Below are 14,670 nucleotides of genomic sequence, written 5' to 3'. Positions count from 1 at the left end.
AATGGAAGCGATTCGCTGACTTATGAAACCAACAAAACTCGTCATTGGTTCGCCTAGGTTTCACATCGGTTCGCCAAAGTATTGGAGCCATAGCGTCGCTAGAGTGGAGGAAGCCGTGCGTCTTCATAACTGCTTAGCTTTTTGAGCTGTGATTAGCCAAAAAACTTCATGTAAAGGCGCGCTTCCAACCTTTAGTTCAGTAAACAGGAATCTAAGATGCCAATTAATGCCATTCAACAAAAAGCGCGTGAAATAAAGCGTCGTGTCGATAGTGAAATTACCGAGAAGTTTCTTGAAGTTGTTGCCGTGCCCACGGAAGCTGCGGCGTTAAGAGCCGATGCAGCGCTTCGTACGAAAGCGGGGCTCAACACCAATAATATTTATTACCACTATTTAAAGGGCGGGGCTGCGTTAACCAAGTTGGATACTGGTGGACACCCGACGAGTGACTGGGATTTTCAGGTGATGCCGGATTTGGCCACCTACACCAAGTGGGCGACGGGTGCTAATCCAAACGCAGAGTTGGATACTGTCCATGATGCAATGATTGAAGTCCTTGAGGATGCTGCGCAAGCTCTGAGAGCGGGTGTAGGGCCAAATGATGTTACTGTGGGCATGAACACCACGATGAACAACTGGTTAACTGGTGAGTTATTGGGGATCATAGAAAAGGTGGTCAGAGAAGAGACTGGGCTCGTCGGGCCAATAACTGTGGCGTATCGGGATAACCAAAGTCGATGTTACCAAGTCGGTCGCGACATGCGTTACTTGCCTGAATGGGAGATGCGCAACCATCGTTTGTTTAATAATAACAGCCAGAGAATTGAATTTGGCCCTCTTGATACGGTCTCACACACGATGACCGATAATATCAGTGGGTTAGGTTATCAGGCACAATGTACTCCAACCATCTATGTTAACCATACGATTCCTGGCTTCTTGCTCTATCGTCTAGCTATAGTGTATGACTTCAGGATCACCCATGGCGGTAATACGGAAGATATCCGATTTAAGTCGGAAGTGGTTGACTTGTCGACACCGCGTATGGGCAACCCTGAATCTTATATTTCAGTCAAAGATGAAGTCACCGTCTTGAGCGATGACCAAAATAATGAGTTTAAGATCCCTGGTTGGCGTTATATGTTGTTTGAAAACTTGCTGCTGATTGGTGAGATTGAGCTAGGTGTTAGTGGTAGTCCACATAAAGAGGCAAAGAGAAAGAAACGGGCAGCCGCCGCTTTTTATGCCATTGCCGGTTTGAACAACAACCGAGCGAACCTGAAAGCCCTTGGAAACGCAGCAACCATTCAAGAAATTCCCAACCAGCAAAACGGTACACATCGAAGAGGTATCATTCCGCAGGTAAAATATGATCTGCTCGGTAAAGTGAATCACTTTGCGGCTTCCGTCAATGAGCAAGGACCGACCGATGGTGTGATTGATTACATCAATAAAGCAGTAGAAGGCAACTATGACCTAGCGATTACAGGTTCAGGATTGCTGCTCACAGCGGCTTGTGATCAAAGTAATGTCAATAAGCTAATGAAGAACCTACCTAACCTCAAAGCCTGCATTCTTAACCCTTTAACTTTCTCTCAAGTCAACACCGCACTATCTATACTGCTCAAGCCAAACTCTACAAAGATCAATCCAAACGACAAATTCAAAGTGGTTAACGATGCTTTGTTGAGTACTTGGTTGCAACTTGACAGCAAGGACTGCTTTAAGAATATGGATTTCCCCCTGGGGCTAGTCAAGCTTACCGTCAATACCAATGCGTATAACGACATCAAAGGCCGAGCCGTTGATCTTAAGAGCAAAAAGTTTGGTACTACCAATATCCATAATGTTCGAGTGATTGAAACAGTGAATTCGAAAGAGATTCTGGTGAGTTTTAATAGCCAGATACAACAAGGTATGAACCAACGAGTATTGAACCAGAATAACCGGGCTCACACGACATATATCTGCTTCACTCTTGATGCGAATTTAGATGGTAACAACCCTTCTAACGTTTATTACGAAGCGGTAGGTGACCAAAATAACGGGCCGTGGGCGGCGTTGGATTCTTGTGTGCCGTATAAACTCAAATCTTCCAATTGTGAAGATTTGCTGGGTATCTATCTGCAAACGATCATGTTGGTGCAAGTGCGATATCCACTGATGGAGTTATATCGTCAATTGAAAGCTAGAACCTAGTCGATTAAGGAAACAAAAATCCGCCATCAACGGCGGATTTTTTTGTGGCTGTCTCTGCAAATCTTGTTAGAAAGCCGCGAGCAGAAAGCGAGGTTCGCCCTCTTTTTTCATTTGACTCAGTCTCGCAATCTGGGTGCTGCCCGTTAAGCTGGTATCGAGAACATAAGCGCACTGCCTATTGTTATCAAGTGGCTCGAAGTGCTTAATGTCTTCGCCACTGAAACTACCCCACAATCCGACCAACAACATCACTTCATCTCCGGGTAAGGCGTCACGCAATGCGGTGACTCGTTTGACATCATCATAGAGTTTATTGCGATCTTTTTTGGATGCCAGTTCGTCCTGATGCAGAACATGAAACTCAAACCAGAGGTTTTTTCCCGGAGTGACGATATGCAGATCCGCCTTTGACGCGTAGCGTTTGTCACAAGGTTCCACAGTATTCGGTTTGGTCACAAACTTAAGGTACTCATCGCCACTGAAATATGGTGACGCGAAATGGATGTCATCCATGTCTGAAGATTGCGTCAAAGAGAGGCTAAGATCGAGAGTTAACCACGAATGCACAAAAGGTTTGGCTTGAGACATAGCGATGACTTGGTTTGCCCGACTAAAATTGTGCTGGCTAGCGAGGTGGCTAAGTAGGGATTGCTGAATCATAAAGTTTCTCCGAATGCATTATGATGTCAGGGTATCAATCAGGGGGAGTAGAAACTCGGGATAAGCCAGCATAGAGTAGGGGATGCTGGCGTTAGGTTGAGGTCACGAGTTGTCCAGCCATTGCTGGGCATCATCCAGTTCATGTAAGAACAGTCGGCTTTGGCTTGCATGATTGGCTAGGTTGTAATCATTCAACAGGTCAGGGCGAAAGGCGGTGCCCAGCGACAGACATTGAACTTGCTGAGATGGTGAGAAATAACTCAGTTGCTCAGACAAAATATCTGAAAGTTCTGGTTCTTCAATCCCCGCTTCAAAGCATGACCATAGCGCTTTTATCACTGGATACATGGGCTTGCTCTGCTGTCTTACGTCTGTGCTTTTGGCATATTCTGGTTGCCATTGAAATGTAGTGCCAAACAAAAAACAGCGAATCGTGTGCATCAGCAACCAGTAGTTGTGCTGAACGTCTGCCTTTTTTGCGTTGATTGACTTGAGGTATTGATACAACGCAGCCACAAACTTGCTGGTGGCAAGGCTATCGGCATTTGTCATGGCCAGTAGGATAGCGCGGTTAATCTTACCAGCGTATTTCTGCTCAGGTGAGGGGGGGCGATTGACTTCTCTCGCTTCATGAGAGTAGTGATATCGGCCAGTGATTCCGTGCTGCCCAAGTTTTGAACCTCGCTCATTGAGCGCCCCGCCATTGAGCCAGTCAACGTGACTTAACGGGTTAATAGGGCGCATCGACATCGGTCCGCCTGCTCGAGAGTGTTCTGACCATTCCTGCAGTTCCGGTGATGCCTCAGGTGTTGGCTGTGCTTCATGGATCGGAGAAGAAAGCGCCAGATAAGCCAGTTGGTATGCCAGCCGTTGGGCGAGGCCGGGTTCTGCTCCGGCCATTAATGCGGCGCTGAAGGCCGCATAATACATTTGGTCTGCTCGCATTAAGAGTCCTCCCAGTTGGGATTATTCAGTGGGGGCACTAAGGGCTTTAACGTTGCTGTTAAACTGAGGCAGTGTTTCAACAAAACGATTAATCACTTGCTCCGCAACGGACTCTTTCACAGAGGGTTCACTAATGTAGGTATCGACTTCTGAGCGGATATGGCCACCATTCAGCGCATCACGATCTCGTTGGTTAACGATAGCATTCACAGCTTGAGCAAAGGCAAAGCCATCGGTTTTACTGTAGATTCGGTGTTGGCTGCCAGTGTTCCCTGATTCAGGGTAGCGTGGTGCCGCATAAGAGACCATATATGGCTGAGTATTTGGATCGTTGCCAATCAGTTCTTCACATGAGAAGAGAACGAAGTCAGTAGAACGATAAGCATCCATCACTTGGTTACAGATAGGCAGATCCGCTTCGATGGCTAAATTGTAATCACAGAAGAAAACATCGACACCAGGGATCAAGCTGGAGATCATGGTATCAAATGCACTTTGTACCCCTTCTGGAAGTTCGTCTTGTTCTGGGACCTGAGTGTAAGGTTGTGATTTAACAGAATATGAACTTCGCCAGCGGGCCAATAGTTGTTTACCTTTGTGTCCATCTCGGTACTTATAGGCCACCTTGTAGCCGCTATCAAAAAAATCTTCAACATCTGGCTGATCTGTTAAGAAAGCAAAAGTGCGTCCGTCAGAAGCTTCGCAAAGGCGAAATAGTAGTTGTCTCATTGGTTTCTCCTGTTGAGTAGTTACCTCCGCAGAATAGGGTTTTCAGGGCGTGCATACTTGGTGCAATAGTTCACTCTTCTGGGGTTATTGATGATCCGTTGCTCGCATGCAGGAACGTACGCCTGTCAGCCTACGAAGGTGAGGTTGACGAGGTTGTTCTTTGCCCTTTGAATTGGCAGGATTACATATCACTTTATCTTTATTTTCATCTACTTGAGAAGAGCTCTCCTTTTGAGTGTCTACGGCGACTTTACGCTCATTCTTTGAAGATGGGCTGGCCTTAAAATGAAATTGGTAAGTGTAAGCCGCACCATCCTGATAGCTTGATGATTGAGACCAGTTAACGCCAGTGGGTGAAATGTGACTGGCCGATGCTGCGGTGACTTCGGATTCCATTTTTGGTCTGAGCTTAATCGGTTCTTCACCAGATTCTGGGGGGGCGCTCTCGCGTGGCTTTTTTGCAGGAGTCACCTGCTCTTCGGCAGAGCCGGCCTTTTCAGTGCATACGGCTTCCTCTTGAGGGTGAGTGCTAAACACGCTTTTTGGCATACTCGTTAGGCAGCGGGCAAGATCTTGGACATAACTTTGATACGGATTAAAGTGGGTATCAAATTCGGCGAGCTTAGTGTTGGCATTACTCGTGGCTTTGTCCGCTTCTTGTACGAGTGACTCACTTGATGAAAGAGCCTCCTGGCTTGTCTGCGAAGTTGATGGAGGGCTTGCCGCTTCTGCGGTAGGAGAAACGGACGCTGCCTGTGGTTGTGCTTCTGCTTGCGAAGCCTGACTTAGTGTGCGATAGCGGGATTTGAGTCGGTAGCCACGAGGAACCCATATGACTCGACGGCGTCGGTATTTGCCCATTCTTCCCCCTTATGAGTAAAGTGGCGAGAGTTCTCCCGCCAGAAACCGTTACACTAGCGTGTTCACCAGTGCGCTAAATGTTTTATTGACGATCTTTTGTACTTCCGACTTGGCACTGATCTGCCAAGTAAGCATTTCAGCCTCGGCAATTTGTTTTTCACGCGTGATTTCTAACTCAAACTCTTCATCGGTTAAGTCGCCATTGTTTCTTGCGGCAATCAGCTCTTCCAGCGTGGACTTTTGTTTATCAAGTGTGACTGTCAGTGCACTGGCCAGCAGGTTTTTAATCGGTGAATCTTCAATTTGGCTGGTGATCTGTTCAATGATGCTGTCTATGTTTTCCGTCATTTTCTGTTCCTTAAAAAATTATTGTTTGGCGAGTTCACCACGGATTAACGCATCAATAAGCCGCTGGTATTGGTCTAATCGACGCTTGATGAGAAAGTTTGACAGGGTGTGTTTTTGTTGATGTGTTTTCATGTCTTGTTGCCAGAACTGAACTAAGGTTTGCGCTTGTTTTAAAGTTTCTTGATTTTGCTCTCGTCTTGCTTGTCGGCGTTCTAGCCCACGAATGTTGACGTCTATCTTGAGGTATTGGTCGACGAATCTAGAATAGAGGCGCTCATTTTCCGGTAGTGCCTGCAGACTGAGGTAAAGGAATTCAATATCGCGCTCGATACTTTGTGCTTGCTGAACGGTTTGAAGATCGTAGGGTGCGACCAAGCGTAGCGTGCAACCTGTCAGTAATAGTAAACAGGCGGCGAGCCAGCCAAGGTAATGGTTCTTCATTGTCTATCCTTATTTTTCGGGTTTCACGCCATGATGACGTGAAAGGGAGGAGTTCGCTCAGGCTAATTGGCTGAATAATTGGGTTATTTGACCGTGTTTATTGCTTGTTGAGTGATAAGTTAAAAGCAGGGCACGAAAGCGAGGAAGGTTATGTCAGATTTGATTAATGCACTCAAAATTGTCAAGAAAGCGTACAAACCCAAATTGCAAAAGCTGAAGATGACACCCGAGCAAGTAAAGCAAAAGGTCAAGGTCTATCAGAAAGTTATCAGTGTGCTGCAAGGCGTGGATAGGCTGGAATCGTTACAGAAAGAATCTTTGGAGATGGTGGCCAAATTGGTGAAAACCTTTGTTGAACAAGCTCCGGCAATGGCTAATCAGGCGCTCGACCCGCTGAAGAAGATTCAGGAGGCGACTCAGGCTGACGACGAATCCCATCAATCAGGCGATCAAGCAAAGTAAACAGCACTTCGATGCTGTAACCGGCGATAAAGGCCAGCGCCATAGGGGAAAGTGTCATATCACCCATCTCGGGCTTGAGTAACCAGCCAGTGATCATTCCGGCTAGGCAGCCAAGCGTGAGCCTTAGTCGATAGCCTACCTCACGACTTGCGGTATAGGTGAGGGTTCGGACTTGTTGCAGCAAGCTACGTAGAACGAAAATGAACGCCCCAAGCAGGCCATACATCAGTGGTAAAATGTAGTTTTGCAGCATTTGCAATACGGATTGGGCGGCGATCAGATTTGCGGAGTACTCGACTGGTGAATCTTCATTGACGGTTCTCTCGGCATCCAAAGGAATATTGCGTCCACCTAGCCAGATGTGGTTCCAGTTCCTAAGCAGTTGGTAGTTGGCTTCCATATCGGGTGGCATAGGTGAACCGAGTGTGTCTGAAGCACCGACTGAGGTCAGGAGGTTTTGTGTCAGAGCGTAACCAAACAAATAGTACATCTGAACAAGCAACAGGAAAATTAGCGTGAAAACCGTGTAGCGCCGATACCAAGTGATGACTCTCGACGCACCTGGTAATTCCAGCTTGCCATCTTTGGCGTCAGGGACGACAGCTTTAATACTCTCAACCGTCACTGGGTAGACCTGCTTGGCTAAACGGTCATAACATTGCAACAGCAAGGTTTCATCCTCAACACTCCAATGCCGAGTATCGATCCTATATTTGGCGCGGTAGATTCCTTCAGCAATCCCTGGATCAATGGTGAGATCACCGTGACGAGCAACGTATTGCAGCAGTTGAATACCTTCGCGGATCAACTGCTGTAGATCAGACTCAGGGACCGATTCATGAGTCCTTGATCTTACTGGTGAGTCACTCGTCAACGGCTATCCCCTTTTGATTAATAGTTATAGCTGGACACTTCTCTGTCCTGATAATCGATCAGCGCGCAGCTACCGCCATTGTTGTTCCACAGGGCGGTAGGGCTATTAAAGCTGAACTCGTTACGCTCAAGCGAAGCTTTGTTGGTAAAGATGCGCAGCGATGTTAGTGGCGCAAGCTGAGTGTTTTCAGGGAACACAAAACAACGCTCATTGCGTAGTGCTTCTAAGCGCCAGTTGCTGAGGTCAACGATATGTTCAGAGGTATTATGAATTTCAACATACTCATCCCCTTCACTGCGAAACTCTTCACCGTCATAGTTAATATGACTGATGATGGTATGGGGGTGGGCCTTATCACCATAAATGAAGCTGGATACCGTTTGTCCATTTTGGTTAACCAGCGTGCCAAGATCGCCTCGGTTATTCCACACTGGTTGATTAGAGCCGAAGCTGTGCTCAGATTTGCCAGAAGTGTCAATTTTGATGCTTTCAGACGGCGATAAGTAGGTATGCTCAGGGAAGATATACTGCTGATCAGGCGACCCGGCCTGAATGTGCCAGCCACTGATGTCAACGGTCAGATTGCCACGATTTCGTATCGTGACCGACTCATCCAATGGGGAGCTGCTTCCTTTAAAATCCAGTGCAGAAATTTCAACTTGATTGAGCACTTGCAGTTGATTGAGCTTTTGCCAGCACTCATCCATATTGTCTTGAGATAGCTTTTCTGGCATCGACAGTTGATCGAGAATTTTAAGTACTTCTTGTTGAATGTATTGGGTATTCACTGACACGAGTCACTCCTTGTTTTTTAGGGCATTGAACGTGTCTAATGTAGCGAAATCCCCGAAAAATACTCGGGGATTTTCAACTAGAATTGCCGTGAATCGATGCTCGGTCATTTTTCGATAAACAATAAAGTAATTATCAACGACAGCATCAGCAGTAACGGCCAGTACCATTGTTTGACTCGCAGCCCTTGTTGGTACTCTAGTGCATGAATTTTCATCTCAGTGGTGTAAGCCAGAGCGCCAATCGAGGTGAAAATGATTTGCAGATAAGCGAGGAAATAGAAATATTCGATGAAGATAACCCCTTGGGCGTTCAATTCTTCACGCAGGGCAACATGCGCAATGACTAAGATGAAAAACAATGACGCGCAGTATTGGAGAACGGTGGCAGTGTTGAAACCCCATAGTGCTTGCTGTTTTTCATCTTTTGTCCATAGAAGCAACATACAGTAAGTGAGAAAGCTCACGACCAACAGCGGCATGATGTGGCTAATCAGTGGACCAGTGATGCTGCGTTGGATCACCATATTGTACTTAAGGTTGATGGTGCGATGGCCGTTGTAAAGCTGGTCAGTCTGATAGCTGAAGTAACTTTGCAGCAGCTTCCAGCTACCAAAATCGTGCTCGGCCATCCTAATTCCGGGCAGGTCTTCGGGTCGCATTGACGGATAGCTGTCGAATTCTGGAACCAACATCAGGTAACCAGATTCTGGCCTCGGAATCATAGTCAATTCAATGACTTCACGGTCAAACGGGAAAGACTCGTAATCAAAAGGCTGTTTGATGAGGGCGACAAACTGCCAGAGCTGAAATTCTTCACTTTCTCGGATTAAAGACCAAGAGGTATCCAGTGAATTATTGATATGCAGGGGGGGCTCATCGGTGGTTTGCTCTGTGGTGATGATTTTCCCCACAATGCTGACTTGATCGGCTTCAACAAGATCTAAGGACTCTATGGTTAAGTTGATAGGGTGAATGTGCTCAGAGGACGCTTTCCCCCCTAGAGGGTAATGAGCCTGCGAAGCCAGATAGGCGCTTTCTTCGTTGACTAATAATGCTTCTCCTTTGCTCAACGGTTTTGGTGCAAGGGCTTGATACCAAAGCAGTAAAAGATAAGAAAGAAGACACAAGGATAGAACAGTGAATAGGCGTCTTAATCGGTATCTCGAGGAGTTGGGAAAACGCAAAGAAGCGATAAAAATAATCAAGCCTGCGATGAGCAGAAACCAAACCAAATCATGATACCAAGCGTGAGAGGCGGTAGATTTTCGTAGCTCATCAGCATCAATGATGAGCCCAAGTTGAGCATCTAGGCCAGCGATGTTGCTCAGCACCATCCATTCTTCTCGACCCGTCACAGGATGAGAAAAGGTAGACAAGTTGCCTTTAGAAAGTTGCTCTGAGATCGATGCAAGAAGCGGATATTCGTTGCGATCTAAGCGATAAATATCCTTGCCTAGCACAGACTTATTAGGGTAGGCCAATATCTGCCCAGTATGTGAAATCAGCATGCCAAAGCCTTGGCTTCCAAGGTTAAGGTTAAGAACTTGTTTCGTCAGGCTGTTGAGGGAAAAATTGAGAAAGACAATGCCATCAAAGCCGTTATTGATCTGCCCATCGTAGCTGGACTCAAACGGTACAATATATTCAGCCAGCCAGGTATTGGCGTTAGTACCGAAATACGGCTCCATCCACATACTGCCTTTTTCCATCGGTTGGTGAAACCAGAATGTGCGTGGGCCGTTGTTCATTCGGTCTGGCAAGGTGTAGTCGTAACGCTCTGAAATAAACTGGTTTGGACGATTCTCACCATTTTTTTGAAAGTAGGGCGAATACAAAGGGTTGGTTGACAGCGGGTAGCGATTTTTGTGAAAGGCGATCCCTCCACGATGTGCGCCTTTGGTGGTCATCACGGATTGAGTGATCAAATCACGCAGCTCTTGATCATTATGTTGCTTCTGATTGATGGCAGATGCGAGCAGTTCTGTCTTGTGTGATAACTCAGACAAGCGTTTATTAATGGCTTGAGTGGCGGTTTGGCTCTGCTGCACCAGATGATGACGGATTTCAGTATCGATATCTGCGTGCCACTGGTAAATACTGATGGTGATGAAGGCCGCGGCTGACCAAATGAGCGCCGCAATCCAGCGTAAATGGTAGTACTGCAATTCGGAAGGCTTGATCATGATTGGTCTCCCGATTCAACATGCCGATGTTGACGCTTTTCAGCGAGTGCGATGAAAGTCTTCAAAAAGCTTTGGCACAAGGCGCCACTGACAATAAAGAAACACGCCACCATGGTGTAAATAGGCAGTATTGCGTCGGCTTTTCCTGATGAAGCAATGTAGGAGTTTGATGTAGCTAGAATCTCGTCCACCCCAATAGCCGAGGCTGTGGTGGAAGCCATCAAGATGACTAGGAAAAATTGATTGACGGCCGATAACGAGAAGGACTTACCGCTGGTACGCTTTTGTGTGGCTAGGTCACAGCTGTAGCCCATGACAGGGATAGCCAGAGCGATGATAGCTTTACCTAGAGCTGGGACATACATCTCGAACCCCATCATTTCCCAGCGTGAGGGGACGATTAACGCCAAGTAGAACAGCATGACAAAACTGGGCACGTTGCAGAGCAAAGATTGAGCGCCTTTTGCCAACCATTTTATGGGGGCTTGGCTGTGATTCGCTCCACGGCTTAAGAGAGCCCCTAGTGGGAAGCCGATGGTCATTGCTGATATGGCAATTAGGATATTGAGACTAAACGCGTAAGTGAGCGACAGCCATAAAGCCATGTCTGATAGAATCATTGCAACGCTCCTTTGTTGTTGATATCGGCCGAAGTTTGTCGTTTCAGATAATCGGAATAGCGTGTGAATAGCTTGCCGACAAGGTAAGCAAACAGCAGGACTTCGAGATAATAAAACAGAGCCAGAAGAGTCATGAGTAGGACGGGGTAGCCAGAGCTCGAGACTAAGGTGTTAACGACAAGCACGGCATTGGGGGAAGCAATAACACTGGCCATGCCGGCTGCTTTGGCGAGATTGACTAAATTGGCTTTGACTCCTGCACTATGATGAAGGTATCGCTGAGTTAAGGAAAGTGGTGATGCCACTTCTGCCGTGACTAGGTTGTTGATTCCTGATGCTGTGTACAGTGCCAGTACCAACCACGCGACACTGGCTCCACTTAATAACCAATGCTGGCCGTGCTCATTCCAGAAAGATAAAGCGCCAAAATAGATCAGGTAAAGCATCAAAATCGGAGGGATTGAGCTTTGTAGGTGAGTCAGAAAGGCGATGGGTTTGGATACCCAGATTTTTGAACTCAGGGTCATTTGGGTAAAGCATAATGCCAGTGCTACCGCTGTAAAGATCGACACCAAAGTGAAGAGAGCGGTATGGAGCATTGACTGGATAAGCCGTTCGGTATCGAATCGGTCAAAAGGCCACAGTTTTTTATCACCCTGCTGACCAAGCGATATGACAGTATCAAAGCAGAGTTTCTGCCGGCTTATTTCCTGGCTATTGGCTTGACACAAGGCATCACCATTTTCATCCACTGAGTTCCAGTTTTTGTGTTGCTGAGCGAGATAGTCTTGTTCAGGTAGCTGCCATTGTTGAGCGAGGCTCTTTAGTCGACCATCTCTGATGCGGCTGGCAATAAAGCGAGACAACCAGTCTGCGAAAGATTGTGATGCGGTATCCTTGCGAGTGACCATTGACCAGTGAATGGGCATGATGGTTTCTACATCAACACTATAGTCACTCCACTCTTTTTGATTCGACAAGTGGAATAGGATGCCGCTGTCATAAGCCCATGCCTGACATTTATTCGTCAGCAGAGCCAGTTTGGCATCTCGGTTGCTCATTAAAATGATCGGTTTGATCCGATAATTTTGTACCAAAGACTTATTAAAGTATGCCCCAGCCGTCAGGCAGACGGGCTTCCCGATTAAGTCTGTCCATTGTGCAACAAGGTTGGATTTGTGGGCCAGTGCAGTGACACCACTGCGGAAATAGTGAGGTGTGATCATACGGACTCGCTGTCGACGTTGCATCGAATCGCCAACGGTAGCAATCAGCATATCGACTTGCCCTTCATTAAGTTTTTGGAATCGGTTAGCACTAGTGACTGTTTTGAATTCGACCTTGGCGTTGAGCGCTTGGCCAATCATTTTTGCCAAGTCGGGTTCAAAACCTGCCGGTTGACTATTACTGTCCAGCATTCCCCAAGGTGGGTAATCGGCTTTGACACCAATAACAATCCGACCAGATTGTTTAATTTTGCTCAGTAAGTCTTGCGCTTGAACATGTCCAGGGAGCAGCATGTAGCAGCACAAGAAGAGGGTAAACAAACGAATCATGCGCGCCTCCTTGCCACTACTAATAAGCCATAACCCAGTGATGCTGGCAGAAGGTTACACAGCAAATTGTCTAAAAAGGCCATTACAGAACTCTGAATCACAAAACGCTCTGGAAAAATACTTTCTGCGGTGATTGTCTCGATTTCAAACCCGGCTTCAAGGAGCTCTGATTTAATCTCGTTTACAGTGTAAAGATGATAAAAAAGAGGGATTTTTCGGCCCGACTGGTAACGCTCGTATTGAATATCTCCCGGCAGTTGTTGCTGATTTCTTTGTTGCCATTGCCGTTTGAAAAAACGCCGTCGTCGATTAGGTACGGATAAGATCAGTGAACCATCGGGTTGCATATTTGTATAAAACCACTTTAAGAGTTTGATGCGTTCCGCTTGCTCTCGAATATGGCTCATGACACCAAAAAGAAGTAAACCTAACTGGAAGTTTACCTTGTGGCTATCGATGTGTTGGATCAGCTGTGTTTGGTCGTTGAACCACTCCACGCGCTCGGAGTAGTGCTGCGTTGCTTGCTTGGCCTGTTGAACCGCTATTTCACTGATATCAAAGCCATACAGATGTAAGTTTGTTTGTTTAAGCAGTGGGTAGCTATATCGCCCGTTACCACATCCATAGTCCAGTGCTATTGCATCTTGACCAAGAAACTGAGCGTGATGAAAAAGGGTATTCAAGACCCGGATATTGGCTTTTGGATAGCGAGAGGTGTACAAGCCGATGCGATAATAATCATCGTAGGATTGTGCGATGGTTGTTGATTGGGAATTGTTCATGAATAGACTCCTTTCTGCGCCTAAGTGAAATTTGCGCAGGTTACCCTGCGCAAGCTGTTACGCTGAATGAGTCTGGTAAGCGGACTCCAATTTCTCGTCATAGCGGTTCTCTGCATAGCCAGGACCATTGTAGTAACGAGCAAAAGTTGGCCAGTCGAGAGCCTGTATTGCTTCGTGTAGCTTAGAATTTGACTTAATAAAGTTGACGAAGGCCATCAGGTGATGACGTTCAGCAACGAACATGTCGTGAACGAACGTTTCGACATCGTCATAACCTGCAGCCTGATGGTTAAAGCCCATGATTTGATAACGGCCGAAAGAGGCTGATTTCAGAGCGGCAGTTCTATCCAAGTCGATGGCTTGTTTCAAGCGGTCATACTCTTTTTCACCACCCACATAGAGTGAACGATCCCACTTTCGAGATGAGAGGTTCGGGTGAGATTCATCAAAGCGACGATCACTGTATTTAGAGAACTGATGGGCTTCAAACAAAATGCAAGGTAAGCCAGACTCGAAGAAACCACTACCGGAAGATTCAACCTCTGAGACCGCTTTAATCGCGGCGACTTCACAACCCAGAGATTCGGCTGCATCATGATAGTCTTCGTCAGTCAGCCCTTTGACGGGGTCAATCGCTGGCAAGAATAAGGAACTAAGAGTTCTTTGCCCTGTCCCCAGAACTTTATTGAGTGTGCGGTGGCTTTTGCCATTCGCATCGATACGGCTATCAGGATGATGAAAGCCAAGAATGGTTTTTTGCATTGCGGCGATCGCTAGGCACGTTGGTGATTGGTCAGTCTCTGAATGAATAACACCATCTTCTTGCAGTGGGGCTGTTAAGCCAATTTTATCACTCAACTGGTTCAAAGCTTTTTGTACGTTTAGTACGTCATCTGGTGTGTTGTCTGCGCCAATTCCAACCGACGAGGTTAAAGTGAGTTCTCTCATGTTTGACTCCATGTATTCTGGTTTGATTGATCCCTACAAACGCTACTGGAATTGAGAAATCACTAATTGGGCGGAGCCAGTGAATTTTCGGTGCTACCGATGAATGGGGGAAATTGACGAGAGTTGCCGGCATAAGATCGATAAAGATGTCAATTCATATGAAAAATGGTGAACATCTCTATTTTATTAAAATGTAACTAAGTGTAAATTTATCCACCTGAAAGTTAACAACTCTAAAAGATAAAGTACATCAAGCGCTGGGTAAGAG

Annotated in this window: 15 protein-coding genes; 2 read left to right on the top strand and 13 right to left on the bottom strand. The window is 46.5% G+C overall.

The features are described from left to right. Positions 1-216: 216 nt before the first annotated feature. Positions 217-2,199: a hypothetical protein gene (locus tag L1D31_RS03210; protein WP_239835638.1), complete on the top strand. Its 1,983-nt coding sequence runs from the start codon at positions 217-219 to the stop codon at positions 2,197-2,199. 66 nt (positions 2,200-2,265) lie between these two features. Here the strand turns inward: L1D31_RS03210 and L1D31_RS03205 are convergent, their stop codons facing one another. The 6 genes from L1D31_RS03205 to L1D31_RS03180 all read right to left on the bottom strand — a co-directional run bounded on the left by L1D31_RS03205 (position 2,266) and on the right by L1D31_RS03180 (position 6,183). After that, a complete protein-coding gene (locus L1D31_RS03205) occupies positions 2,266-2,859 on the bottom strand; it encodes a hypothetical protein (protein WP_239835637.1) in 594 nt (197 codons plus the stop codon). A 102-nt stretch (positions 2,860-2,961) separates the two neighbouring features. Continuing rightward, entirely contained in the window at positions 2,962-3,804 is an 843-nt protein-coding gene (locus tag L1D31_RS03200) for a hypothetical protein (RefSeq protein WP_239835636.1), read from the bottom strand. A gap of 21 nt (positions 3,805-3,825) precedes the next feature. Then, the gene (locus L1D31_RS03195; RefSeq protein ID WP_239835635.1) at positions 3,826-4,533 is read right to left on the bottom strand and encodes a hypothetical protein; all 708 of its coding nucleotides are present in this window, start codon (positions 4,531-4,533) and stop codon (positions 3,826-3,828) included. An 84-nt stretch (positions 4,534-4,617) separates the two neighbouring features. Continuing rightward, complete coding sequence (locus tag L1D31_RS03190) at positions 4,618-5,394, bottom strand: hypothetical protein (protein ID WP_239835634.1); 777 nt, start codon at positions 5,392-5,394, stop codon at positions 4,618-4,620. A gap of 48 nt (positions 5,395-5,442) precedes the next feature. Further along, positions 5,443-5,742, bottom strand: a complete 300-nt coding sequence (locus L1D31_RS03185; protein WP_239835633.1) for a hypothetical protein — start codon at positions 5,740-5,742, stop codon at positions 5,443-5,445. Positions 5,743-5,760: 18 nt separating this feature from the next. Beyond that, positions 5,761-6,183 carry a hypothetical protein gene (locus L1D31_RS03180; RefSeq protein WP_239835632.1) on the bottom strand — a complete coding sequence of 141 codons (423 nt, stop codon included), beginning with the start codon at positions 6,181-6,183 and terminating at the stop codon, positions 5,761-5,763. Positions 6,184-6,333: 150 nt separating this feature from the next. Between L1D31_RS03180 and L1D31_RS03175 the strand changes: the two genes are divergently transcribed. After that, on the top strand, positions 6,334-6,645 hold the full coding sequence (locus L1D31_RS03175; protein WP_239835631.1) for a hypothetical protein: 312 nt from the start codon (positions 6,334-6,336) through the stop codon (positions 6,643-6,645). On the opposite strand, the gene L1D31_RS03170 is transcribed toward L1D31_RS03175, so the two are convergent. The 7 genes from L1D31_RS03170 to L1D31_RS03140 form a co-directional block, all read right to left on the bottom strand. Then, a complete protein-coding gene (locus tag L1D31_RS03170; RefSeq protein WP_239835630.1) occupies positions 6,557-7,519 on the bottom strand; it encodes a hypothetical protein in 963 nt (320 codons plus the stop codon). The two genes, L1D31_RS03175 and L1D31_RS03170, sit on opposite strands and share 89 nt — an antisense overlap. 17 nt (positions 7,520-7,536) lie before the next feature. Next, complete coding sequence (locus tag L1D31_RS03165; RefSeq protein ID WP_239835629.1) at positions 7,537-8,313, bottom strand: lamin tail domain-containing protein; 777 nt, start codon at positions 8,311-8,313, stop codon at positions 7,537-7,539. 104 nt (positions 8,314-8,417) lie between these two features. Next, on the bottom strand, positions 8,418-10,496 hold the full coding sequence (locus L1D31_RS03160; RefSeq protein ID WP_239835628.1) for a hypothetical protein: 2,079 nt from the start codon (positions 10,494-10,496) through the stop codon (positions 8,418-8,420). Continuing rightward, positions 10,493-11,116 (bottom strand): hypothetical protein, encoded by a 624-nt coding sequence (locus tag L1D31_RS03155; protein ID WP_239835627.1) that lies wholly within the window; start codon positions 11,114-11,116, stop codon positions 10,493-10,495. The genes L1D31_RS03160 and L1D31_RS03155 overlap by 4 nt, the downstream gene beginning before the upstream one ends. Then, a complete protein-coding gene (locus L1D31_RS03150) occupies positions 11,113-12,672 on the bottom strand; it encodes a transporter substrate-binding domain-containing protein (protein WP_239835626.1) in 1,560 nt (519 codons plus the stop codon). The genes L1D31_RS03155 and L1D31_RS03150 overlap by 4 nt, the downstream gene beginning before the upstream one ends. Next, entirely contained in the window at positions 12,669-13,454 is a 786-nt protein-coding gene (locus tag L1D31_RS03145; RefSeq protein WP_239835625.1) for a methyltransferase domain-containing protein, read from the bottom strand. The genes L1D31_RS03150 and L1D31_RS03145 overlap by 4 nt, the downstream gene beginning before the upstream one ends. Before the next feature lie 57 nt (positions 13,455-13,511). Next, on the bottom strand, positions 13,512-14,402 hold the full coding sequence (locus L1D31_RS03140) for an N-acetylmuramidase family protein (RefSeq protein ID WP_239835624.1): 891 nt from the start codon (positions 14,400-14,402) through the stop codon (positions 13,512-13,514). Between the last annotated feature and the right edge of the window lie 268 nt (positions 14,403-14,670).

Origin of the sequence: Vibrio sp. Isolate23 (assembly GCF_022398095.1) — a bacterium.
In the GTDB taxonomy this organism is placed as follows: Bacteria; Pseudomonadota; Gammaproteobacteria; order Enterobacterales; family Vibrionaceae; genus Vibrio; species Vibrio coralliilyticus_A.
Note: the sequence above shows the minus strand (reverse complement) of the source record. Positions and strands in the feature narration are given on the sequence as shown.